The sequence below is a fragment of the Streptomyces sp. NPDC017225 genome (genome assembly GCF_044331465.1).
GTDB lineage: Bacteria > Actinomycetota > Actinomycetes > Streptomycetales > Streptomycetaceae > Streptomyces.
Genome location: NZ_JBIRNE010000008.1, coordinates 270482 through 292465, shown reverse-complemented (window position 1 = coordinate 292465; position 21984 = coordinate 270482). Strand labels below are relative to the sequence as shown.

19 protein-coding genes are annotated in these 21984 nt (G+C 73.6%); 7 read left to right on the top strand and 12 right to left on the bottom strand.

From position 1 onward, the window contains the following. Positions 1–20: 20 nt before the first annotated feature. Genes ACH4NX_RS20065 through ACH4NX_RS20055 form a run of 3 tightly spaced genes read right to left on the bottom strand, consistent with a single transcriptional unit; the run spans position 21 to position 3080 of the window. On the bottom strand, positions 21–1634 hold the full coding sequence (locus ACH4NX_RS20065) for a hypothetical protein (protein ID WP_351391837.1): 1614 nt from the start codon (positions 1632–1634) through the stop codon (positions 21–23). Beyond that, complete coding sequence (locus tag ACH4NX_RS20060) at positions 1612–2370, bottom strand: hypothetical protein (protein ID WP_398129228.1); 759 nt, start codon at positions 2368–2370, stop codon at positions 1612–1614. The genes ACH4NX_RS20065 and ACH4NX_RS20060 overlap by 23 nt, the downstream gene beginning before the upstream one ends. Before the next feature lie 26 nt (positions 2371–2396). Further along, positions 2397–3080, bottom strand: a complete 684-nt coding sequence (locus ACH4NX_RS20055) for a hypothetical protein (RefSeq protein WP_398129229.1) — start codon at positions 3078–3080, stop codon at positions 2397–2399. Between the two features lie 238 nt (positions 3081–3318). Between ACH4NX_RS20055 and ACH4NX_RS20050 the strand changes: the two genes are divergently transcribed. Beyond that, positions 3319–4002, top strand: coding sequence for a 4Fe-4S single cluster domain-containing protein (locus ACH4NX_RS20050; RefSeq protein WP_351391829.1), 684 nt, complete (start codon positions 3319–3321; stop codon positions 4000–4002). On the opposite strand, the gene ACH4NX_RS20045 is transcribed toward ACH4NX_RS20050, so the two are convergent. Then, on the bottom strand, positions 3977–5206 hold the full coding sequence (locus tag ACH4NX_RS20045) for a macro domain-containing protein (RefSeq protein WP_398129230.1): 1230 nt from the start codon (positions 5204–5206) through the stop codon (positions 3977–3979). The genes ACH4NX_RS20050 and ACH4NX_RS20045 overlap by 26 nt on opposite strands. A gap of 184 nt (positions 5207–5390) precedes the next feature. Here ACH4NX_RS20045 and ACH4NX_RS20040 point away from each other — a divergent pair, with 184 nt between their 5' ends. From ACH4NX_RS20040 to ACH4NX_RS20025, 4 genes are all read left to right on the top strand, one after another. Next, positions 5391–7676, top strand: a complete 2286-nt coding sequence (locus ACH4NX_RS20040; RefSeq protein ID WP_398129231.1) for a serine/threonine protein kinase — start codon at positions 5391–5393, stop codon at positions 7674–7676. Between the two features lie 102 nt (positions 7677–7778). Beyond that, a complete protein-coding gene (locus ACH4NX_RS20035; RefSeq protein ID WP_398129232.1) occupies positions 7779–9434 on the top strand; it encodes a hypothetical protein in 1656 nt (551 codons plus the stop codon). Between the two features lie 46 nt (positions 9435–9480). Further along, positions 9481–11484 carry an AAA family ATPase gene (locus ACH4NX_RS20030; protein ID WP_398129233.1) on the top strand — a complete coding sequence of 668 codons (2004 nt, stop codon included), beginning with the start codon at positions 9481–9483 and terminating at the stop codon, positions 11482–11484. Further along, positions 11481–12092, top strand: a complete 612-nt coding sequence (locus ACH4NX_RS20025) for an FHA domain-containing protein (protein WP_398129234.1) — start codon at positions 11481–11483, stop codon at positions 12090–12092. The genes ACH4NX_RS20030 and ACH4NX_RS20025 overlap by 4 nt, the downstream gene beginning before the upstream one ends. A gap of 33 nt (positions 12093–12125) precedes the next feature. On the opposite strand, the gene ACH4NX_RS20020 is transcribed toward ACH4NX_RS20025, so the two are convergent. Further along, on the bottom strand, positions 12126–13445 hold the full coding sequence (locus tag ACH4NX_RS20020) for a radical SAM protein (RefSeq protein ID WP_398129235.1): 1320 nt from the start codon (positions 13443–13445) through the stop codon (positions 12126–12128). 106 nt (positions 13446–13551) lie between these two features. On the opposite strand from ACH4NX_RS20020, the gene ACH4NX_RS20015 reads away from it, so the two are divergent. Beyond that, a complete protein-coding gene (locus ACH4NX_RS20015; RefSeq protein ID WP_398129236.1) occupies positions 13552–14808 on the top strand; it encodes a D-arabinono-1,4-lactone oxidase in 1257 nt (418 codons plus the stop codon). A 27-nt stretch (positions 14809–14835) separates the two neighbouring features. Here ACH4NX_RS20015 and ACH4NX_RS20010 read toward each other — a convergent pair whose 3' ends face one another. The 4 genes from ACH4NX_RS20010 to ACH4NX_RS19995 form a co-directional block, all read right to left on the bottom strand. After that, positions 14836–15369, bottom strand: a complete 534-nt coding sequence (locus ACH4NX_RS20010) for a hypothetical protein (RefSeq protein ID WP_398129237.1) — start codon at positions 15367–15369, stop codon at positions 14836–14838. Beyond that, positions 15366–17084: a PHP domain-containing protein gene (locus tag ACH4NX_RS20005; RefSeq protein WP_351391804.1), complete on the bottom strand. Its 1719-nt coding sequence runs from the start codon at positions 17082–17084 to the stop codon at positions 15366–15368. Before ACH4NX_RS20005 ends, ACH4NX_RS20010 begins: the two co-directional genes overlap by 4 nt. Positions 17085–17262: 178 nt before the next feature. After that, on the bottom strand, positions 17263–18036 hold the full coding sequence (locus ACH4NX_RS20000) for an isocitrate lyase/phosphoenolpyruvate mutase family protein (RefSeq protein ID WP_398129238.1): 774 nt from the start codon (positions 18034–18036) through the stop codon (positions 17263–17265). Beyond that, positions 18033–18515, bottom strand: a complete 483-nt coding sequence (locus ACH4NX_RS19995) for a hypothetical protein (RefSeq protein WP_351391799.1) — start codon at positions 18513–18515, stop codon at positions 18033–18035. The genes ACH4NX_RS20000 and ACH4NX_RS19995 overlap by 4 nt, the downstream gene beginning before the upstream one ends. A 118-nt stretch (positions 18516–18633) precedes the next feature. On the opposite strand from ACH4NX_RS19995, the gene ACH4NX_RS19990 reads away from it, so the two are divergent. Next, entirely contained in the window at positions 18634–19170 is a 537-nt protein-coding gene (locus ACH4NX_RS19990) for a hypothetical protein (RefSeq protein WP_398129239.1), read from the top strand. Positions 19171–19262: 92 nt separating this feature from the next. Here ACH4NX_RS19990 and ACH4NX_RS19985 read toward each other — a convergent pair whose 3' ends face one another. The 3 genes from ACH4NX_RS19985 to ACH4NX_RS19975 are packed head-to-tail and all read right to left on the bottom strand — an operon-like array spanning position 19263 to position 21930. After that, positions 19263–19922, bottom strand: coding sequence for a response regulator transcription factor (locus ACH4NX_RS19985; RefSeq protein WP_351391795.1), 660 nt, complete (start codon positions 19920–19922; stop codon positions 19263–19265). Beyond that, positions 19919–21097 carry a sensor histidine kinase gene (locus ACH4NX_RS19980; RefSeq protein ID WP_398129240.1) on the bottom strand — a complete coding sequence of 393 codons (1179 nt, stop codon included), beginning with the start codon at positions 21095–21097 and terminating at the stop codon, positions 19919–19921. Before ACH4NX_RS19980 ends, ACH4NX_RS19985 begins: the two co-directional genes overlap by 4 nt. Then, complete coding sequence (locus ACH4NX_RS19975; RefSeq protein WP_351391790.1) at positions 21094–21930, bottom strand: type II CAAX endopeptidase family protein; 837 nt, start codon at positions 21928–21930, stop codon at positions 21094–21096. The genes ACH4NX_RS19980 and ACH4NX_RS19975 overlap by 4 nt, the downstream gene beginning before the upstream one ends. Between the last annotated feature and the right edge of the window lie 54 nt (positions 21931–21984).

Genomic DNA, 21984 nt, shown 5'->3' with positions numbered 1-21984 from the left:
GGGGCCGGAGGCGCCCTCGGTCAGCCCCGTCCGGTGGCCGGCAGCAGCGGCCAGGTGTCGGCCAGCTTCATGGCCGCCTCCGTCACCGCGGCGTCGCCGGATTCGTTGACCAGGCCGTTGAGATAGGCCGCCGCCGCCGCGTCGTAGAGCGCGTGCACGGCGCGGATCCGCTGCTCCGTCGCCTGCCGGCGGTCCTCCCTGCGGGCCTCGGCCGTGCTCTGCGCGGCCCGTGCCCGCTCCGTCGCCGCGACGCTCTCCTCGCGGCGCCGCAGGAGTGCGGCGCGGCGTTCCAGCGCCGTCCGGTAGGCGTCGAGGAAGGGGTGTTCGCGGAAGAGCCCCAGGAGGAAGCCGATCCCGCCGGACAGCAGCAGGAGGGCACAGAACATCGCGGTGACCGTCTGGGGCGCCAGGTCCAGGCGGTCCAGCAGGGTGGCGGTCGTACCGGTGTCCGCGCCGGCGAAACCCTCGGCCTCCGGCGGCAGGTCGGTCTCGCCCTCGCTCTGCGTCACGAACTTGGCGCGCAGGACGCCGAACAGGACGGTCAGCGCCACCCACACCCCCAGCAGCGTGAGCGACGGCAGCCACGAGGCGCGGACGGACCCGGTCGTGGCACGCCAGCGCAGCATGCGTCCGGCGAGGTGCGGCAGCAGGACCATGACGAACGCGGCGGCCCCGGCCAGGGTGATGGTCTGGGTGTCGGCGTTGATGCTGCCCACCCCGTGGAACGGCTGGAACGCCGCCCAGTAGATGGGCGCCTCCACCAGCACGATCGCCAGGAGCGTCGCCCAGGTCATCCAGCCGGGCAGGCCGGGCCGTTTGGCCAGTCCCTCCCACGCGTCGGCGGTGACGTCGCCGACCGCGGTCCGCGCCCCGAGGTGCGGCACCCGCACCGGCGCCGGGCCGCCGTCCCCGTCACCGTCGGCGGGCCGGGGCGCCTCGCCCGTGCTGGGCACCGGCTGGAGGATGTCCGGTTCCTCGTCGGAACGGGTCTGCCGCGCCTGCGCGGGGACGACCGCCGGCGTCTCCGGAGTCCGGCCGTCGCCGTCACCGTCGGCGCCGTCGCCCGCGCGGCGGGGTGACGGCACGGCGGGGAAGGTCTGCTCCATCCACCGGGCCTCCAGCCTGGCGCGGATGACGTCACGGAAGCGGTTCCAGCGATTGGTCCGCCGGGCGAGGATGTCCAGTTGGTCCTTGGCGGTGCCGATCTGTGCCACGGCCTCGCTCAGGCGCTGGTCGAGCAGCAGGGTGTCGGCGGTGCACTTGGTGACCTCGGACACGGCCCGGGCGTCCAGGAGTTTCTCCCGCTCCTCGGTGAGCCCGGCCTGCTCACCGATCCGCCCGATCACCCGGTCCCGCACGGAGGCGAGTTCGGCGAAGTAGGCGGGCCGGCCCTCGCCCCGGAGCACCCAGGGGTCCAGCACCTTCCGCTTGGCCGCCTTGCGGCCCATGGCGCCCGCGGCCCGCAGCAGTTGCCGCTCGGCCCGGTCGTCGAGGACGGCCGACCCGTCGGAGCGCGGTACGGGCACGCCGCCGCGGCCGCGGACACCGCTCTGCCCGCCCGCCCCGCGAGGTGCCGGCAGGCTCAGCCGGCCGCGTCGCTGGCGGCGCGGCTCACCGGTATTCGTTGTGGACATCGGCCTTCGCCCTTTCTTCCAGGACCTCCATCCAGAACGCCTCGAACCCCTCGAACTCGCTGGCGCGGTCGCCGTACTTCATGCCGAAGCCGACGGGGTAGACGTCCATCCCGTCGATGGCGGGCAGGCCGCGCTCCTCGACGAGGGACGTGATGGCCTTGTCGCGTCCCGCCCCGGTCGTGAGGTCGGCGTCGCCGATCGAGAACTCGGGGTCGGACTGCTCGAAGTCGCTCACCACCAGCAGCTTGGCCTTCGGACCGTCCGAGGGCATCACCGAGGCGATGCGGTCCAGCGCGCCCCACACGTCGGAGCCGGGGCGCTCCTTCATGGCGCACTCCAGTTCCTTGAGCGCCTGGCCGGCGGCGCCGGCCCGGGCCTCGCGCCGCTGGCTCTCCTGATCCGTCGTCTCGTCGTGCGGCGGGTCGAGGTCGACCCGGTCCACCTTGCAGGAGGAGATCTGGGAGGTGTACGTGATGGGGGCGAAGTCGACGGTGCCGCACTTCTGTTCCTTGAGGAACGGCAGCAGCTCGTCCTTCAGCTTCGCCTCCGCGTCGAAGCCGTTCTTCGTCGCGGCCGCCGAACCCGAACCGTCGACGACCACCCCGCAGGGTGTGGTGAGCGCCTCGGACTGCGAGGTGCAGGAGGCCAGGGCGGCGACCAGGGCGGCCGTCGGTATCAGGGCGAGCAGCCGGCCCCTGCGGGGCGGCCGGGGCCGCACAAGTGCTGAGGAGTGCACGGTGACCTTCCTTGTGGAGGGGGAACTCATCCCCTGTTGCCTGTTCCGCGCGGCGCGCCGGCCCCGGTGGCCTGGCTGTCGAGGATGGCCAGGGCCTGCGCGACCGCCGCCGGGTCGCCGCCCGTCCGGGGTGGCCCGGATCCGTACCAGCGGTCGGACAGCAGGCCGTCGTCGATCCGGTGCCAGGTGGCGTCCAGTTCGATCCGGCCCGGCAGCCAGCCGGTCGGACGCAGCTCCGGGATCTCACGGATACGGCGGGCGCGTGTCCAGGCCGCGTCCCAGTAGCAGGTCAGCAGATGGTTCGCCTCGTCGACGAGGCCTTGGGCGCGCGACCGGCACACGGCCGCGGAGTTGCGCCAGGTGCCGACCGATCCGCCGTAGCGGGCGAGGGCGGCGGGCGCCGGTTCACCGCGCCTCGTGTACTGGGTGACGACCCGGACGGACTCCGCCTGGATCTGTTCGCTCAGCGCCCGGTTGCCGAGCAGCATGCGCGAGCGCAACCGGGTGGTGCTGCGGAGCACCTGCGCCCGCACGCCCAGCACGTAGGGCGGCAGGCCGTCCGTGGAGGGGGGCAGCCCCGCCCCGATCTCCGTCAGCACGTCCAGGAGTCCCGGTGCGTCGCGTCGGCCGTGGCCGCGGGCGACGGCCGTGGAGAGGATTCCGATTCTCAGTCTTCGGGCGGTTCCGCCCGTGCGGCCGGAATTGATCATTCGAGCTACCCCCATTCCCGTGCGATCTCCGTGGAGATCGTGGCGCGGTGACGGAGAGAGTAGCGGAAACGATCGCCTCCGGAGACGTGAAATCAGAGGGGGAACAAACCATTCCGGCGGCCCTCCGGAAAACAACCGGATTCCGTCCGGTATCCAGCCGGACAGAGGCGGGAACGCGATTGCGGGCCGGATCCGGAGCCCTGCATACTCGCGGTCAGCACCCCGAGGAGGAGCGGTCATGGACGTCCGGATCGGCGGGACCCATTTCCCCCTGGAGACACTGGGGCCGGGCAGGCGTCTCGGTGTCTGGTTCCAGGGCTGCTCGCTGGCGTGCGCGGGCTGCATGTCCCGGCACACATGGGATGCCCGAGGGGGGACGCGCGTATCCGTTTCCGCGCTGCTGGAGTTGTGGGGGGAGGCGTTGGAAAGGGGTGCGGAGGGGCTCACGGTCAGTGGCGGTGAGCCCCTCCAGCAGCCGGACGCGCTGGCCGGGTTGCTGGCCGGCGCGGCCGGTCTGCGGGACGGGGCGGCGGGCGGCACGGCCGCCGGGGGTACCGGCGGAGCCGATCTGCTGGTGTACACGGGGTACGAACCCGAAGAGCTGTCGGAGCGCCAGACCGCGGCGCTGCGACACTCCGACGCGGTGATCACCGGACGGTTCCGGGTGGCCGAGCCGACGGGCCTGGTGTGGCGGGGCTCCGCCAACCAGCGCATCCGGCCGCGCACGCCCCGGGGCGTCGCCCGCTACGTGCCGCACCAGGAGCGGGAGAGCACCGGTGCCCGTCTCCAGGCGGTGGTCGACACGGGGGCCGCCGTGGGCCTGCGGCTGTACGGGGTGCCGTCGCGCGGCGAACTGGCCCACCTGGAGCGGCGGTCGAAGGAGGCGGGGGTGTCGCTCAGCGATCCGAGCTGGCGGCCCTGAGGACGTCGGCGTGGTCCGGCCGGCGCGTCACGATCCGCACCGACCAGGTGGTGTCCTCGCGCAGTTCGCGCCGGACGGACCAGAGCAGCCAGCGGGCGGCGACCAGGGCGGGCAGGCCGCCGCGCCCCGCGCCGATCAGGGGGAAGCAGATGGTGGACAGGGGCAGGGAGAGGGCCGCGCGCTCCTGTCGGGCGAGCGCGAACGAGGCCTGCACGGCCTCGGCCAGTGCGGCGGGTGCGACGTGGTAGCGGTCACCGTCTTCCACGGGGGTGGAGACGGCGGCGTGGTGGATACGTCGTACGCCGTGCGCGGCGAGGGTGCCCGGGGAGGTGGCGACCACGGTGCCGGGCCGCACCGGAAGGCCGGCCCGGCCGTGGCTGCGGAGCCAGGTGCCCAGCTCGCGCGGCAGGACGTCGTCGACGATCTCCCCGGCGGTGTTGCGGGTGGCGGCGGCCCTGCGCAGCGCGCCGGAGACGGTCGGCCTGAAGATCTTGGACATCTCGAGGTAGACGTTCTCCGAGGAGACCAGGATGTCCGCGTCCCGTACCAGTTCTATCGGGCAGACCCGGATGTCGATCCGGGCGGCCACGTGCGCGGGCACCGGGGCGGCGGGCGGCGGATCGGCGAACAGGAGGGAGGCGGCCGACGCGGGTGCGGTCCGCGCCGCGGCGTCGTCCGCCATGCCGTTCCGGCCCCCGCCGTTCAGGGCGTTCCGGCCGTCCGGACCGCCGTCGTCCGGTCCGCCGCCGTCCGCGCCGCTCCGGCCGTTCGGTCCGGGCCTGGCCGTGGCCTCCCGGGCCAGCGCCAGTGCGGCGGTGGCCAGTTCGGCGAACACCTCCAGCTCGTAACTGCGCCGGAACCGCTCGGTACTCACTCCGTAGACGGCCGCCGCGGCCTTGCGCCGGTCGGCCGCGGGTACTCCGCGCCGGTCGGCGAACAGCCCGAAGGTGTGCGCGGCGGCGCGGGCCAGCGGATCACAGCCCGGGCCGTCGTGCAGCGGACCGCCGCCCGTGAGACGGCGCACGGCCGCCGCCAGCAGCCGTTCGACGCCCTCCAGTTCGTCGTCCTCCCCGCCGCACAGCCCGGCCGCGAGAGCGGTGTCCCGCAGCGCTTCCCGGGCGCAGTGCCGGAGCCTGGGCAGGCCGGGCCGCCTGAGGGCCCTGAGTTCCTCGACGAGGCAGTGGTGCGGGGGAAGGGAGCGCATGCGGTGCATGGTAATCCGGGGGGCGTGAGAAGAGAGCGGTTCGGAGTGCGCCCCCTGTATGCGCCGGTGCGCGCCCTGGTAATTCCGTGGAACCCGTCCGTATCGGGAATTGTCTTCGGTATTGTCGTGCCCCCTTATCCCCCGTCATTGCGGTCGTCCCCGAAGTCGACTTTCCGGAAGGCCGATGGTGACTGATCTCGTCTCTCCCGAGGACGGCGGATTCACCGATGCCGGCCGGATCGAGACCCGCCCCGTACGTGACGACGTGCCTCCGGCGCTGGCCCTCGGGTTCGTCCTGGTCAAGGTCATCAGGGCCGCCGAACGCCCCAGCCAGGCCGTCGTGCTGCGCGTCCGGGAGAGCGGCGCGCGGGCGAGTGACGCGCCGCTGGTGCTGAAGTGGTACCACCGCATGCATGCCCCGGACCCCGCGGTGGGACGGCTGCTCGGCGGGGAGCCCGGTCCGCACCTGGAACAGCTGGTCGAGACCGGCCTCGCCGACGGCCACCCCTACCAGCTGTTCCGGTCGCACGGGGAGACGGACCTGCGGGCCTACCTCGACGGGAGCCCCGGCCCGATGCCGCCCGCGAGGGTCGAGGCGGTGGCCCGGCAACTGCACGCCGCGGTGTCCGCGCTGCACGAGCGGGAGATCGTCCACCGCGACATCACCCCGGACAACGTCATGGTCGAGAGCCGCCGCGGGAACGCGCTGGACCTGGTGCTCGTCGACTTCGGGGTCGCCGCGTACCGGCCCGACGAGGACCCTGGACCGCGGCGTGCCTGGCGGGGCAAACCGAAGTACCTCGCGCCCGAGGCCGGTTCCCTCCACCAGACCGTCTCCGAGGCGGGAGACTGGTGGTCGGTCGGCATGATCCTCGCCGAACTCGCCCTGGGCAGGCACCCCGTGGACTTCTTCAGCGACGAAGCGGTACTCCGGGAGACAGCCACGCACGACCCCGACGTCAGCGGCGTCCACGACGGGCGGACCCGCCGGCTGTGCGAAGGGCTGCTGACCCGCGCCCCGGAGGACCGCTGGGGTGCCGACGAGGTCGCGGCGTGGCTGGCCGGCCAGTCGCCGCCGGTCCCCGGCCGGACCCGGGGGCAGGCCCCGGGCGCCCCGCCGCCCTCCGGTCTTCGCCCCTTCCACTTCCTCGGCGAGCGGCACACGGAACCGGAGCACCTGGCCCGGGCCCTGGACTGCCACCCGCCCGCCACGGCCGCGCTGCTGTCCGACGCCGAGGACCGCGCCGCCCTGGCGGAGTGGCTCGGCCAGTTCGAGACCGCCGGCGGGCGCAGCCCCGAGGAACTGCGGCGGCTCACCGCGCTCCGCGGCGAACTGCGCGAGCCCCCCGGCCCGGCGACCGGCGTCCGGCTGATCACCTGGCTCGGCCCGTACCGCGAGGTGTCCCTGTGGGGCCTGCCGCTGACCGCCGAGGGCATCCGCGCGCTGAGCCGGGCGGCCCGCCGGGACGACTCCGAGGCCCTCGCCCTGATCCGGCACCTGACGACGGCACCGGAGATCCTCACCGTCCTGTCCCGCCGCCCGCGCGGGGAAGGCCTGGACGAGGTGCGCGTGCGCTGGGACACGCTGCGGGACCGATGGCCGCACCTGGCGCGGGAGGTGCGCCGCGCCCCGGACATCGCCGGGCTGGACCGCGTCCGCCGGGCGCTGAGGCAGACCCCCGCCGTGGACGCCCGGCTCCTCGAACTGGCCCGTGAGCCCGACCGCGCGGCGGCCCGGCTCGCCGCGGAGGCCGCCACGGTGCGCGGCCGGCTCAACGCGCCCGTGCCCTGGTTCGACCGGCTCGTGGAGTCCGGCGCGGACAGCGAGCCGTTGCGGCTGCTGACGGCGCTGCTGCTCGCCGAGCACGCCGTCCGCGAGGCGAACGAGCGGCACTCGCGCCAGGTCGACGAGGAGATCCAGCGGCTGATGGACGAGGACGCGGACGGTGTCGTGGCCGTCATGCGGCGCATGGACCGGCTGCCCACCCTGGCCTGGGCGCTGTTCGGCGCCACCGTGCTGACCGCGCCGTGGTGCTTCGTGATCGGGCTGGCGGACGTACTCGGCCGGGCCTCCCGGGAGGCGGTCGTCACCGCCTGGGTGCAGACGGTCCCGGCGGCGGCCGTGCTCTTCGCGACGGAACTGCTGACCGCCGCCTACATCGGGCCACCCGCGTACCACCCGGGCCGGTCGCTGGCCGGTCTGCTGATCCGCACCTCCGACCGGCCCGCGACCTTCGTGCGCTCCGGCCGGTTCTGGTCGGTGCTGCTCGGCGCGGCCGTCCTGGTCGGGGCGGTGCTGCTGGGCTTCTACGCGCTCGCGGTCGCCCCGTGGGTGTGGCCCCTGGCCAGTGTCGTGCTCCTCGCCGGGTGGAGCGTGCGCCGCTGCCACGCGTGGCGCCGGGAACGGCGCGCCCGGCTGGCCCGCCGGGTGGACGTGCGGCGCGGCCGGATCGCCGCACGCCGTGCCTGACGGGCCCGTCCGGCACCGGACATCCGACACGAGTGACCCGGCCACGAGCGGCCGGAGTACGAGTGACCAAGGCACGAGTGATCAAGGAACGGGAGGCAGGGGATGAGCGTAGGAGCCGCGTTTCCCACCCTCGACCTGGTGGCACCGGGGGTGGCCTTTCCGGCCCAGGCCCCGCCGGTCGACCTGTACGCGGTGCCGGACGCCGGTGCGGCACAGGTGGGCGACGCCGCCACGCAGGTGTCCACCCACGTGGGCGACGCCGCCACCCAGGTGTCGGACGCGGTGAGCCACGGGTTGCAGGAGGCGGGCCAGGCCGCGCTGGAGGCCCTCGGCACGCTCAGCGGCGTCCTGCTCGCGGGCCGCGCCGCGATGCTCACCACCCGGGTCCTCGCCTCGGCCGCTGTCCGGGCGGCCGAGGAACAGCGCTGCCTGGAGCGGCAGGAGGCCCTCTCCGCCACCGCGGCCGAACAGTGGGAGGCGGCCGCGTACGCCGTGGTGCGGGCCAACGCCCGCAGGACCGCGCTGCTGGCCCGGCACGCCCGCGCCGAAGCCCCGGGCGGGGGCGGCCAGGGGCCTCCGCGCCCCGACCTCCCTCCACCCCTGGACCCGGTGGGCCGCCCGCTCGGCGCGCTCCGAGCGGAGCTGGTGTGCTTCGAGGAGGCCGTGCGCCGGGCCGAGGCGGCGCAGACGGCCTGGGAGGTCGGCCGGCTCACCGACGTGATGGACGAGGCGTGCGACGCAGGCGACGCGGACGACGCCGACGACACCTGGCGGCGCCTGATCCGGGAGCGCGGGGAGGCCATGCTGAGCCGCCACCTGACCAGCCGCGATCCGGGTGCGGAGCAGGCCGGCCAAACCCCCGTGGAACCGCCCCGCGCGACGGCGGGCACGGAACGGGACGCCGATGCCGTCCGCCGGCTGGGCGCGGACATCCTGGCCGCGCTGGATCCGCAGGCGGCGCCGGAGACCGTGGAGCTGGCCGCCGCGTCGGTGGGGCGGGCCGCGCGGCACGCCGCGGAGAACCCGACGCGGGCCCGGCGCCACCTGGGCGAGGCCCGCAAGTTCGTGCAGGACGCCAACCGCAGGGCACGGGCCCGCCGGGCCGAGGAGGAGTGGGCCGCCGCCCAGCTGGACTTCCTCACCCGTCGCGCCCCCGAAGCCACGGAGCCGCTGCCCGGGGCGCCCGACGCGGAGCGGCCCCTGCACCGGCTGCTGGAGGAGGGGGTGCCGCTCACCCCCGAGGAGCGCCGACTGGTGGAACTCCGGGTCACGGAGCGGCTGACGCATCTGGAAGCCCTGTACGTACGCGCCCAGTTGACCGAGGTCATGACCGAACTGGCGGCCCGCTACGGCGGACCGGCCGACGCGACGTGTCCCGAGGGGCAGGAACTGCGCCTGGACTGGACACCGGAGGGCTGGGAGCCCGACCACTGGCTGCGGGCGACCCTGGTCCGCGGCACGCTGCGCATCGCCACCATGTACCGCGACGGCCCGGGCGAGCGCCGGCCCGAGGACCGCGCGGTGGACGACGAACGCTGCGCGGAGGCCCGCCGCCGGATCGACGAGTTCGCCGTCGTGGCCCGCGAGCTGGGGCTGGACATGGACGTACGGATCGAGCAGACCGAGGGCGCGCGACCGGGCCTGCCCGGCGAGGACGGCACCGTCGTCCTGGACGGCGCGCTCGGGACGAACATCCGGCGCCGCCGCCCACCGGGCGACGAGGGCCCGGCCGCCCGCGAGATGCCGCCCCCTGGGTGACCGGACCCGCTGAGGCGGCCGGAGCACCCCCCATCGGGAAGGACACATGGACCTGCAGAAAGAAGCCCGGTTCCCGCTCTTCGCGGAGGAGCTGGCGGGCACCCTGAGCGTGCACGCGCAGTACGTCCTGTACGGCAACTTCCGCGACCTGCACCTCGTACGGATCCGCGACCGCGACCACCCGCTGCCGCTGCTGGGGGTGCTGTGGAACCGGTTGCGCCCGTTGGGCTACCAGGCGCTGCTGCTGTGCGACCAGGTCTCGGGCGTCCAGGTGATGCAGGCGGACGAGAGCGTCCGGGAGGCGGTGCTGACGCTCCTGGAGCCGCTGGACTTCCCTGGCACCAGCCCGGCGCAGACCCAGCGCACGGTGGCGCAGCTGAGGGCGATCAGCGAGGGCTGGGGACCGGAACGGGCCAAGGTGCGCGGCGACCGCGTACTGCCGCCGCTGCGCGTGGCCCTGGTGATCGACCACGCCTCACGGCTGGTGAGCGACGTGAACCGGCTGACCCCCGAGGAGCGCGACTTCTTCCTCGCCTGCCTCCAGCTCGCGGTCGAGGCCAAGCCCGTGGAGGGCCCGCCCGGAGCCACCGGTGACGCGGCCGGAGCGCTGTTCAACCCGCTGATCTGGCTGGCCGACGGCGAACGGGACCTGCCGAACTGGCTGCTCGCGGGCAGCGAGCGGATCCGTACCGTGGCGGTGCCCGAGCCGGACGCGGACGAGCGGCGCCGCATGGCGCGGCAGCTTCGACGGGAGTACCTGCGCACCGCACCGTCCTGGCAGCCGGACGGGGAGCGGCCGGCCGGGGTCCGGACGACCGAGGAGGCGGCGGAGGAGACCGTCGGCGCGTTCGCGCGGGCCGCCGCCGGCATGAACCTCACCGCCATGCAGGAGAGCCTGCGCCTCGCCCTCGCCCGGAACCTCCCGTTCGACCGGATGCCGGACGCGGTCCGGATCTACCGGCTCGGCGTGGAGCGCAACCCGTGGAGCCGCGACGAGATCCGCCTGCGCATCCTCAAGGGCGAGGACCCCTCGGACGAGCGGGCCATCCCGCGACGGGTCCTGGGCCAGGAGGCCGCCGTGGCGATGACCCTCGACATCCTGAAGCGGGCCGCGCTGGGCCTCTCCGGCGCGCAGGCCACCAGCCCCGGGCACCGGCCGCGCGGTGTGCTCTTCTTCGCCGGGCCCACCGGCACCGGCAAGACCGAGCTGGCGAAGGCGGTCGCCTCGGTGCTGTTCGACAGCGACCAGGCGTATCTCCGCTTCGACATGAGCGAGTTCTCCGCGGCGCACTCCGCCGACCGCCTGGTCGGGGCGCCGCCCGGCTACGTCGGGTTCGAGGCGGGCGGTGAACTCACCACCGCCGTACGGGAGAACCCGTTCCGGGTGATCCTCTTCGACGAGATCGAGAAGGCCGACAAGGGCGTCCTCGACAAGTTCCTCCAGGTGCTGGAGGACGGCCGGCTCACCGACGGGCAGGGCGTCACCACGTACTTCAGCGAGTGCGTGCTGATCTTCACCTCCAACCTGGGCGTGCAGCGCACCGATCCGCAGACCCAGGAGTGGCAGCCGCTGGTGGAGCCGGGCACCCCGTACCCGGAGCTGGAGGCCATGGTCCGCAGGAACATCAAGGAGCACTTCGAACGGGTCATCGGACGGCCGGAGCTGATGAACCGGCTGGGCGGCAACGTCGTGGTGTTCGACTTCATCTCCCCCAAGGTGGCCGAGCAGATCTTCGATCTCCAGGTCGGCAACGTCCGTCGGCAGCTGGCCGCCGGGCACGGCATCGTGCTGGGACTGACCGACGAGGCGCGCGAGGTGCTGCTCGGCCACTGCACCCAGGACCCGTGGAAGGGCGGGCGGGGCGTCGGGATGGTTCTGGAGACGCATCTGATCAACCCGCTGGCCCGCGCCCTGTTCGCCAAGCCCCATCTGCGCCCGGGTGCGACGGCGCTCGTCTCGGACGTCAGACAGGACGAGACCGGCAGGGTGGAGATCGCGGTCGACTTCAAGAACGGCACGGAGAACGGCGCCGGAGGCGGGGCGCGATGACGGTGCCGGCCCCCGGGTTCGACGAAGACGAGGACGACGACGCGAGAGGGCCCGAGGACGACGGTCTGGAATGGGTCCCGACGTCCGGTCAGCCGCCGCGCGGGAGCGGTTCCGCCACTCTCGTGGCATCGTCCACCACCACACCGCGGATCGTCCCGTGCCCCCACTGCGGCGCCCGGTTCCCGGCGGGCACCGCCGCGTGCCCGGCGTGTCTGTCACCGCAGGCCGGCGGCCGGGCGCCGACGGGCACCGCGCGGGCGCCGTCCCGGGGCACGGCGCTGCGTCTGGTGTTCCGCGGCGCCGGGAGCCGCCTGGAGGTGCCGCCCGGCGGGGAACTGTCCCTCGGGCGGGACCCCGACTGGGCCCCGGAGGCGGCCGGGCTCCTCGCGGAGGAGTCGACGGTGTCGTCCCGGCACGCCCGCGTCGCCCACGGCGAGGACGGCACCGCCTCGCTGACGGAGGTCCCGCAGGGCTCCACCAACGGGGTGCGGATCAACGACCGGGTCCTGGTCGCCGGCCGCACGGAGCCTCTGGTGGACGGCGACCGGGTGTGGCTCGGTCCGCTGGTCAGCTTCACGGTCCGGGTCCCGGGACGACCGCTGTGCTGACCTTGGCCGGCTCGCGCTTCGGCTCCCTCCGGCTCACACCTCGACGGGCGCGTCCTCCGGCAGGCTGTCCATGAAGGAGCTGACGGAGAAGACGGCGCGGCCGGCGCCGGGCAGGCCGTAGCCGGGAGGCGAGGCCAGGCCGAACTCGTCCATCGTGGCGCGGTAGGCCTCCAGCAGCCGGATGTGGTACTCCAGCGGCGCGCCCTGCGGGTTGGCCTTGCCGAGCGGGGTGGTGGGCTCGGGGCACCAGGTGGTGAAGCGGGGCGTGATGCCGTGCGACATGAAGAAGCGCAGGCCCTCGGTGGTGGAGGCGATGGCCTCGTCGACCGTCTTGAAGCCGAACGGCTCGGCCATCTCGACGCCCGCCACGAAGTTCGGGATGACGTTGCGCGCGCCGAAGACGTCGGTGGAGTCCAGGATGCGCTTGTGCCACTCGTCGCGGCCGACGTACCGCTCCTTGCCGGGGCAGTACATCTTGAACAGGTACTCGTCCCACACCTCGTAGTTGGGGTGGTAGATCTGGACGCCGTAGTCCTTGAAGCGCTGGACGTCGTCCTTGGGCAGGGCCTGGGCGACGACCTTGCCGATCCATCGGCCGGGGAAGTGCTCCTCGATGGCCTTGGCGTAGCGCCCGTAGAAGTCCGCCTCGTCCAGGCCCTGGACCTTCGACGTGATGGCGCCGCCGGTGAGGGTGTAGGCGGTGGACGTCTTGGCCGTGTCGTAGGTGTTGATGATGTCCAGTGCTTCGAGGACCTCGTCGACGTCCTTCACGCCCGTGTACGGGCGGCCCGCCGCCTTGTGCTGGCGCCAGTTGTGGTTGATGTCGCAGTACTGGCACTCCTCCTTGGCGCCGAAGTACTGGCAGACCCGGAAGGCGGTCAGGTAGATCAGGTAGCCCCACTGGATGGTCGGGGCCACCTCCATGACCGACTTCCCGTTGGCGAGCTTGTGGCGGTAGTACTCCGGCATGGGCGGCACGCCGACGTCGGAGATCCGCCTGCCGTCCAGGTAGAGGCCGAGCTGCCCCTCCTCGTCGGCGGCGACCCGGTAGGGGGAGGCCGGGTTCACGCGGACCGAGACGACGGTGCGGCGCAGGTCGTAGGGGCCGCCGGTGAGGATGATCTCCTCGGGCGGGCGGCGCAGCGCGGCCTCGCCCAGCTCCGGCAGGGTGCCGTGGTCGAAGGAGAAGATGAAGTACGACTTCGGCTTGACGTCTCCGTCCTCGTTGTCACTCAGCGCGGAGGCGTCGAAGGCCACCCCGCCGCGGAGCAGGTCCTCCTTGAAGACGGCTTCCCGCGGCACATGCGGAAAGCGCTCCATCAGATCCTCGACCAGCGCGGTGCGGTTGCCCATCCGTGTCTCCTCCCGGCTCAGGCGTTCGACTTCTCACGGTATGCCCCCGCCGATGCGGCTTCCCGCCCGGGGCCCCTTCCAGGCGCGCCGGGTAGGTTCTCGCGGTATGAGCGACATCACCGTGACCAATTGGGCCGGCAACATCACCTACACGGCCAAGGAGCTGCTCCGGCCGCACTCACTGGACGCGCTGCGGGCCCTGGTGGCGGACAGCGCGAGGGTGCGGGTGCTGGGCAGCGGGCACTCCTTCAACGAGATCGCCGAGCCCGGTGCCGAGGGCGCCCTGCTGTCGCTGGCCGCGCTGCCGGCCGAGGTGGACGTCGACACGGCGGCCCGTACGGTACGGGTGGGCGGCGGCGTCCGGTACGCGGAGCTGGCCCGGCTGGTGCACGGGCGGGGGCTGGCGCTGCCGAACATGGCGTCGCTTCCGCACATCTCGGTCGCCGGGTCGGTGGCGACCGGCACGCACGGTTCCGGGGTCGGCAACGGCTCGCTGGCGTCGGTGGTGCGCGAGGTGGAGCTGGTCACGGCGGACGGCTCGACGGTGACCGTCGCGCGCGGTGACGAGCGGTTCGGCGGTGCGGTGACCTCGCTCGGCGCGCTGGGCGTGGTGACCTCGCTCACCCTCGGCCTGGAGCCGGCCTACGAGGTCGAGCAGCACGTCTTCACCGAGCTGCCGCTCGCCGGACTGGACACGGCGGCCTTCGACACGGTGATGGCGGCTGCGTACAGCGTGAGCCTTTTCACGGACTGGCGGGCTCCCGGGTTCCGGCAGGTGTGGCTGAAGCGGCGCACCGACCAGCCGCTGTCCGGCTTCCCGTACGCCGCGCCGGCCACCGAGAAGATGCACCCGGTACCGGGCATGCCCGCGGTGAACTGCACCGAGCAGTTCGGGGTGCCGGGTCCCTGGCACGAGCGGCTGCCGCACTTCCGCGCCGAGTTCACGCCGAGCAGCGGTGCCGAGCTCCAGTCGGAGTACCTGATGCCCCGCGAGCACGCCCTGGACGCCCTGCGCGCGATGGACGCGATACGGGAGACCGTCGCGCCGGTGCTCCAGACCTGCGAGGTGCGCACGGTCGCCGCCGACGAGCAGTGGCTCAGCCCGGCCTACGGGCGGGACACGGTGGCGGCGCACTTCACCTGGGTCGAGGACACGGCGGCGGTGCTGCCGGTGGTGCGGCGGCTGGAGGAGGCACTCGCGCCCTTCGCGGCCCGCCCGCACTGGGGCAAGGTGTTCACGACCCCGGCGGACGGGCTGCGCGCGCTCTACCCGCGGCTGGACGACTTCCGGGCACTGACCGGGGCGCTGGACCCGGCGGGCAAGTTCACCAACGCGTTCGTGCGCGGAGTGCTGGCGGGCTGAGCGCACTCCTGTGGGGCTCCGCGCCGGTCAGTGGTCGGCGCAGCAGGGTGTCGGGTCGGGGTCCTCGAACGGCACCAGCATGCCGCCCGCGGCGGGCATGGCGGCCAGGACGAGGCGGCCGCTGTGCCACTGCGGGCGGACGTGTTCCCGGGTCACCAGCCGCGTGTCCGCCGGCGGTTCCTCCGGCGTGCCCAGTACGGTCACCCGCTCGATCGCGGAGCGCGCCAGCAGGTCGGCCAGCGTCAGTGTGCCGGTGAGGGCGTCCGCGCCCGGGTAGAGGACGGCGCGGCCGGCCTCGTCCGGGGCGCCGTCGCCCACCTCGTACCCCTGAGCGGTGAGCCGGTCCCGGGCGGTGCGCAGGACCGGCTCCGCCCCGGCGGCGTGGGCCGCGAGGGACAGGGCGACGCGCGGGCGGCCGTCCCGCACCAGGTGTGTGCAGCCGAAGACGTCCTCGGGGAGGTCGAGTTCGGCCGCGAGCGCCTGGAGCAGGTGGTCGGCCTCGCGCAGTGTCGTCGCGTCGGTGTCGATGCCGATGGCGTACGGCGCGAAGGGCGGCGTCACGAGGGCAGGATCCATACCGGGTTGGAGTAGAACCACAGGTCGCGCCACGGGTCGGCGTCGCCGACGACGTCGATGGCGGGGCCGGCCGGGTCGACCTTGGCGCCCAGCGCGCCGACGGCGGAGCGGTTGCCGTCGGTGCCGCGGGTGCGGAGGTAGACGGGGCGGTCGACGCGGCCGAGGTCGTAGGTGAGCCGGACGGTGCCGGTGTCCTTGTTCACCTCGTACGACTTGACCACCCGGGCCGTCGGCGCGGTGAAGGTGTCCTTGTCGGCGACCTCGCCGGTCACCTCGCCCTGGATGACGTCGACGCGGGCCAGCTTCGGCGTGAATCCGGCCCAGTTGGGGCCGCCGGCCAGGGCCACGTCCATCGACAGGGTGACCCGCGTGCCCTTGCGGACGTGCAGGGCGCCGCCGAGCGTGGCCCAGCGGCCGCCGCCGGACACGCGCACGTCGAGGCCGCTGATGAGCTGGCCGTGGTCGACCCAGATGCGGCCGGCGCGGATGCCGTCCATGACGGCGGCGTAGTCGAAGCCGTCGGAGCCGACGTGGGTGCGGCTGTACTGGCCGGGCCAGAAGTCGCCCTGGGTGACGTCGATCTGCCCGGCGTAGACCGGGTCGTCGTAGCGGCCGTTGGCCGCGAAGTCGCCGCCGCCGCGGGCGGCGGTGTCGGCGTACACCTGGTGGGAGTCGGAGTTGGCGGTGATCCACCAGGGGCGGCCTTCGGCGATGAGGCTGTCCCACAGGCCGCCGACGGTGGCGGTCATCCAGTCGAAGCCGCCCCAGGTGCGGTAGCTCTCCAGCGGGTAGCCGGGGAAGGAGTTGGCGCCCGGGCTGCCGTCGTAGATGCCGCGGGCGCGGCCCATGCCGAGCGGCTTCGGCAGGCCGGCCGCCTGGTGGCCGGGGGCGCCCTCGAAGCCGACGGCGATCTGGTGGCCCCGGGAGGTGGCGTCGCGCCAGGCGCGGATCTCGTGCGGGGAGTCGATGCCCTTGCGCGCCGGGTGGTTGGCGAGCATGAGGGCGTCCTTGACCTTGCGCCGCCTGACCTGGTCGGCGAGGAAGGAGAGGCCGGCCACGGCGAGGGCCTCGTTGGCGGGCGTGGAGTCGCCCGCGCCCTTCACACCGCCGTCGTAGTCCGTCTCGAACTGCTTGAGGACGGAGACCTCGTTGCGGCCGGGGTGGACGAAGACCGTGCCGTGTTCGGCGGCCGGGATGTTCCACTCCAGGCCCTGGAAGACGAGGGTGTCCTCGTGGGCGTCGCGGGCCTCGCGGATGTCCGGGTTGACCTTCTCCACGCCGATCTTGGCGTGGGTGACGCTGCCGTGGTCGGTGATGACCATCCAGTCCATGCCGTGCCGGGCGCCCTGGCGGACCTGGTCGACGACCCGGTACTTGCCGTCGCTGCTGTACTGGGTGTGGATGTGGTGGTCGCCGGCGAGCCAGAGGAAGCCCTTCTTGCGGCGGCCGTTGCCCGCTGCCTGGGCGGGGGCGGCGGTCGCGGTCTGGGCGAGGACGGTGCCGGCGGCCAGTCCGGCGCCGAGCAGACCCGCGCGGCGCAGCAGGCCGCGGCGCGACTGCTGCTCGGGGCTCAGGGCCTCGTCGGGCACGCTGGTGTCGAAGGCGGCGGGCAGGGGCTGCGCGGCCTCGTGCTCGTGGTCGTGCGGATGTGCGTGTCCGTGGTGGTGATGGCCGTGCGTGTGCCCGTGACCGTGCCCCATGAAGTCCTCCTGGATACCGCCGCCGTGCGCGGCTCCGAGGAGAATCGAGGAAGAAGGTGAACGTTGAACGACCCGTAGGTGATCTCCGCCCGCCGCCCCGCCTGCCCAGGCGTGAAACCTGGGCAGGGGCGTGCCGGGCTCCGCGTCCCCGTCCGGTCCCGAACGACGTCCCCCCTGGTCAGCTCAGGGCCCGCACCTCGTCGTAGGTGGGCGTCGTGCCGCCCGGGACCCGCCCCGCGCCGATGTCGGCCGCCGTCTCCAGGGCGGCGCCCAGCGCCCGCCGGTACAGCAGCGAGCCGAGGCTGACGCGACGTACGCCGAGGTCGGCGAGGTGCGGGAGGGTGGGACCGGTGGGCGAGTAGAGGACGTTGAGGGGGACGTCGACGTGGGCGGCGAGGGCCGCGATCCGGCCGGGGTCGGTGAGGCCGGGTACGAAGACGCCGTCGGCGCCCGCCTCACGGTAGGCGTCCAGGCGCCGCATCGTCTCCGTGACGCGGCCCGCACCGGCACCCGCACTCTCGCCGTCGCCGAGCCAGTACGTGTCCGTACGGGCGTTGACGAACAGGCCGGGGGCCGCCGCCCTGACCGCGGCGATCTTCGCGGCGTGCCGGTCGACGGGTCCCAGGGCGTCCTCCAGGTTGATGCCGACGGCCCCGACCGCCGCCAGCTGCCGCGCCAGCTCCCCCACCTCGTCCGGGTCGTCGCTGAAGCCGTCCTCCGCGTCGACGGAGAGCGGGAACGGTGCCGAGCCCAGGGTGAGGGCCAGCCGCAGCGTCTCGTCGCGGGTCGCCGACGCCCCGTCGGGCAGCCCGCCCCCTGCCGCGACGCCCAGGCTGGTCGTACCGATCGCCCGGAAGCCCTGCCCGGCGAGGGCGAGCGCGGACGCGTGGTCCCAGGCGCACGGCAGCAGCAGGGGATCACCGGCACGGTGCAGCTCGGCGAAGGCGGTCACGACAGGTCACCCACCGCGTCGGCGTAGTACACGGATTCCGTGAGGTGCGCGGCGAGTTCGCGGAAGCTCCAGCCCTCGCCGGGCGAGTGGTCGAGCTGCTCGTCGGTGAGCGCGTCGAGGCGGTTGGACCAGACGCGGGCGAGCCGGACGAGGCGGCTGCGGGCCTCGTCGAGGTCCTCCCGCGTGAAGGGGGCCCGGTCCGCGTCCGTGGTGACCAGGGAGGCGTGCCAGTGGTCGGGCTGCGTCGCTTCACCGGCCAACCGCGCCTCCAGCTCCGCGAGATGGTCGACCATGTGGTCGGCGACGCGCCGGATCGCCTTGTGCGGGGTGTAGACGCGGCCGTCGACGTGCGCGGGCCGCCCGTCCCAGCGGGTCCAGGTGGCGGCCAGGGCGAGGACGTGGTCGACCATGCCGGTGACGGCGTCGGCGGGCGTGACGGCGGTGGCCGTGGCTGGGGTGACGGTGTTCGTTTCGCTCATGTCCCGCACGCTACGGGCCCGTCGCTTCGGTGCCGGCCGAAGTGTTCCCGGCCTTCGGGCGGGTACCTGGACGGTCATCTTGGCGACACCACGGGATTCGACTGCCCGAGAGGCGGACATGGACAGACGCGAGCGACGCGACGACACATCCGAGCCGCGGTGGCGGGACAGACTGTCGGTCATCGGCCTGGCCGCACTGGCCGTCGGCCTGGTGGTGCGACTGCTCTTCAACGGGGCCGACGCGTGGCCGTCGGCACTCGTCGGTGCCGCCCTGATGAGCGTCTGGATCGTGTTCCTGGTGCGCCGTCGCCGTCGGCACGACGCGCGGGACACCGGTGCGGAACCGGACGACGTGCCCGCCATGGAGCGGCGGATCCTCAAGGGCGGGCCGCCGCCCGAGGAGCCGCGACAGCGGCAGACCATGGCGGCGCTGGTCGACTCCCGTCAGCGGAGGCTGCGGCGCAACCGCTGGTGGGCGTTCCCGCTCCTGGCCGTCGTCTTCTTCGGGACGTCGATTCTGTGGTTCGTTTCCGGCTCCGTCGCGGCAGGGAGCCTGACCCTCGCCCTGGCAGTCGCCTTCCTGGGCTGGCTGACCTGGTTCAACCTCCGTTTCGACCGGCGCCTGTCCCAGATGCGGAGCCGGCTTCAGGGCTGAGCCGCCCGTGCCGTGCCTCACGCCTCGACACGGCAAGGGTGTGACGCAAAGAGGCCAACGGGTCCGGCACCGCTGCTCACGCGACGCGCGCGTCAGGCCACCAGACCGTGCCGGTAGGCGTAGACGACCGCCTGGACGCGGTCGCGCAGGTCGAGTTTGGTGAGGATGCGGGAGACGAAGGTCTTGACGGTCTCGGGGCTGATCACGAGGGCGGCGGCGATCTCGCTGTTGGAGAGGCCGTCCGCGATGAGGCGGAGGACCTCCGTCTCCCGGGGGGTCAGCGGGAGGTCGGTCGGGGTGCCACGGGTGGGCCGGATGCGGGCGGCGTACTGGCCCACGAGCCGGCGCGTCACGTCGGGGTCCAGCAGCGCCGCCCCCATGGCCACGGTCCGGATGCCGTGCAGCAGCCGGTCGGGCGGCGCGTCCTTGAGCAGGAACCCGCTCGCTCCGGCGCGCAGCGCCTCGTAGACGTACTCGTCCAGGTTGAACGTCGTCACCACGAGCACCTTGACGGGATGCGCCACCCCGGCGCCGGCCAGCAGGCGGGTGGCCTCGATGCCGTCGAGCACCGGCATGCGTACGTCCATCACCACGACGTCGGGACGCAGCTCACCGGCCATGTCGACCGCGGCCTGCCCGTCGCCGCACTCGCCCGCCACCTCCAGGTCGGGCTGGGCGTCGATGATCGTCGCCAGTCCGGTGCGGATCAGTACCTGGTCGTCGCAGACCAGGACCCGGACCGGCGCGCTCATGACGGGCTCCCCGCGGGTATCCGGGCCCGGACGACGAAGCCGCCGCCCGCCTCGCGGTCCGCGCTGAATTCGCCGCCCAGGACGTCGACCCGTTCGCGCAGCCCGGCCAGGCCCCGCCCGCTGCCGCCGGGCGACGCGGCCCGCGAACCGGACCCGTCCGTGCCGACCTCCACCGTGATCTCCCTTTCGCAATGACGGACCAGGACCGAGGTGCGGCTTCCGTGGTCGTACTTGAGGGCGTTCGTCAGGGCTTCCTGCACGACCCTGTACGCCACGAGGTCGGCGCTGCCGGTCGACGTCGCCGGCGTGCCCTCCTCGGTGAACTCCACGGGCTGCCCGGCCCGCCGCGTCTGCTCGACCAGGGTGAGCAGTCTGCCGACGGGCGGCGTCCTGGCCTCGCTGCCGGGGCCGGAGACGTGGCCGGTCCCGTGGTCCGGGTTGAGCAGGTCGAGCAGGTGCCGCAGGTCGGTGATGGCCCGCCGGCCGGTGTCGCTGACGGCCGTCAGGGTCTGGTCGAGGCGCTCCGGCGCGGCGGTCAGATACCGTGCCGCCTCCGCCTGTACGACCATCGCCGTCACGTGGTGGGTCACGACGTCGTGCAACTCGCGTGCGATGCGGCCGCGTTCGGCGGCGCGGGCGTCGTCGGCGACGCGGGCCCGGCGCTCGGCCTCCGCGGCCCGGGCGGAGCGCATCCACACGCCGACACCCCACGCCAGGGCCAGTGCCAGGTAGAACGTCACGAACTCGGCGGCCGGTTCACCCGGACCGCGCCGGTGCAGCACGACGGCCAGCGGCACGTACACGGCGGAGAGGACGAGCAGGGTGACGCGCCGGTACCGCTCCAGGTAGGACCCGGCGCTCAGCAGCGCGATGGGCAGCGCGGTGCCGGCGAGCAGGTGGTAGCCGTTGGCCTGGTCGACGGCGAAGCCGATCGCGATCAGGGCGAGGCAGAGAGCGGGCCACCGTCGGCGCAGGGCCAGGGGAAGGGACTGGAGGACGACCGCCACGCCGCCCAGCGCGTCGAGGGACTGGGTCGGCAGACCGCCGACCTCCGTCCCGTTGCCGCGCAGCCCCGGCAGGAGCGACGCGACGAGGAGCAGCACCCCGAGCGGGAGGTCCCGGACGGTGACGTCGAGCCGATGCCACAGCTCAGGAACCCGCCGACGATCGATCACTGGGGAAGTGTAGCGGTGGAGTTGACACGGGCGGCCCGCCGGGAGCGGGGCTTGATGTTGCCGCGCCGGTGGGCCAGCCACAGGAACACGATCGTCAGCACCACGCCGAAGCCGATCGCGTGGATGCTGCCCTCCGGTCCGAACCCGCCGCCGGTGAACAGCTCCGGTCCCGACGTCGCGGTGTCGAGCAGTCCCTGGCTGGCGCCGTTGCCGGACACCTCGGTACTGAAGATGCCGGCCGCGGCGAAGTTCCAGCCGAAGTGCACGCCGATGGGGACCCACAGGGTGCGGGTGGCGGCGTACGCGGCGGCGAGCATGAAGCCGGCCTCGATGGCGATGGCGATCGCGCCCCAGAGGGTCGCGTTCTCGTTGGCCAGGTGCATGAGGCCGAACACGACGCCGGTCAGCACGAGCGAGATGTACGTGCCTATGTGCTCCTCGATGATCCGGAACAGGACACCCCGGAAGACCACTTCCTCCGCCACGGCCGCGCCGGCCATGAAGCCCACCAGCCCCACGGCGCCCTCCGGTGAGCCCAGGCCGTCGATCTCGTAGTGCCCGGCGGCGTAGAGGTTCGCGATGACGGCCCCGAACATCCCGAGACCGATCAGCATCCCCCAGCCGGTCTTGACGACGGCGCCCTCACGGGCCACGTCCGGGGCCGCCCGGTGTTCGGTGCGCCGCACCACCCACGCGTACACGAGGATCGCGAGCGCGGCCGACGTGAGACCGACGACGAGTGCGAGCCAGTCGTTGTCCTTCACCGCGCTGGTGGCACTGCCGGTGGCGGCGAACATCACCATGACGGCGAGGAACTGCCAGACAAACCTCACGGAAAAACTCCTTGATCGGGGCCGGGACCCAAGCGCCGCGGACTGCACTGAACG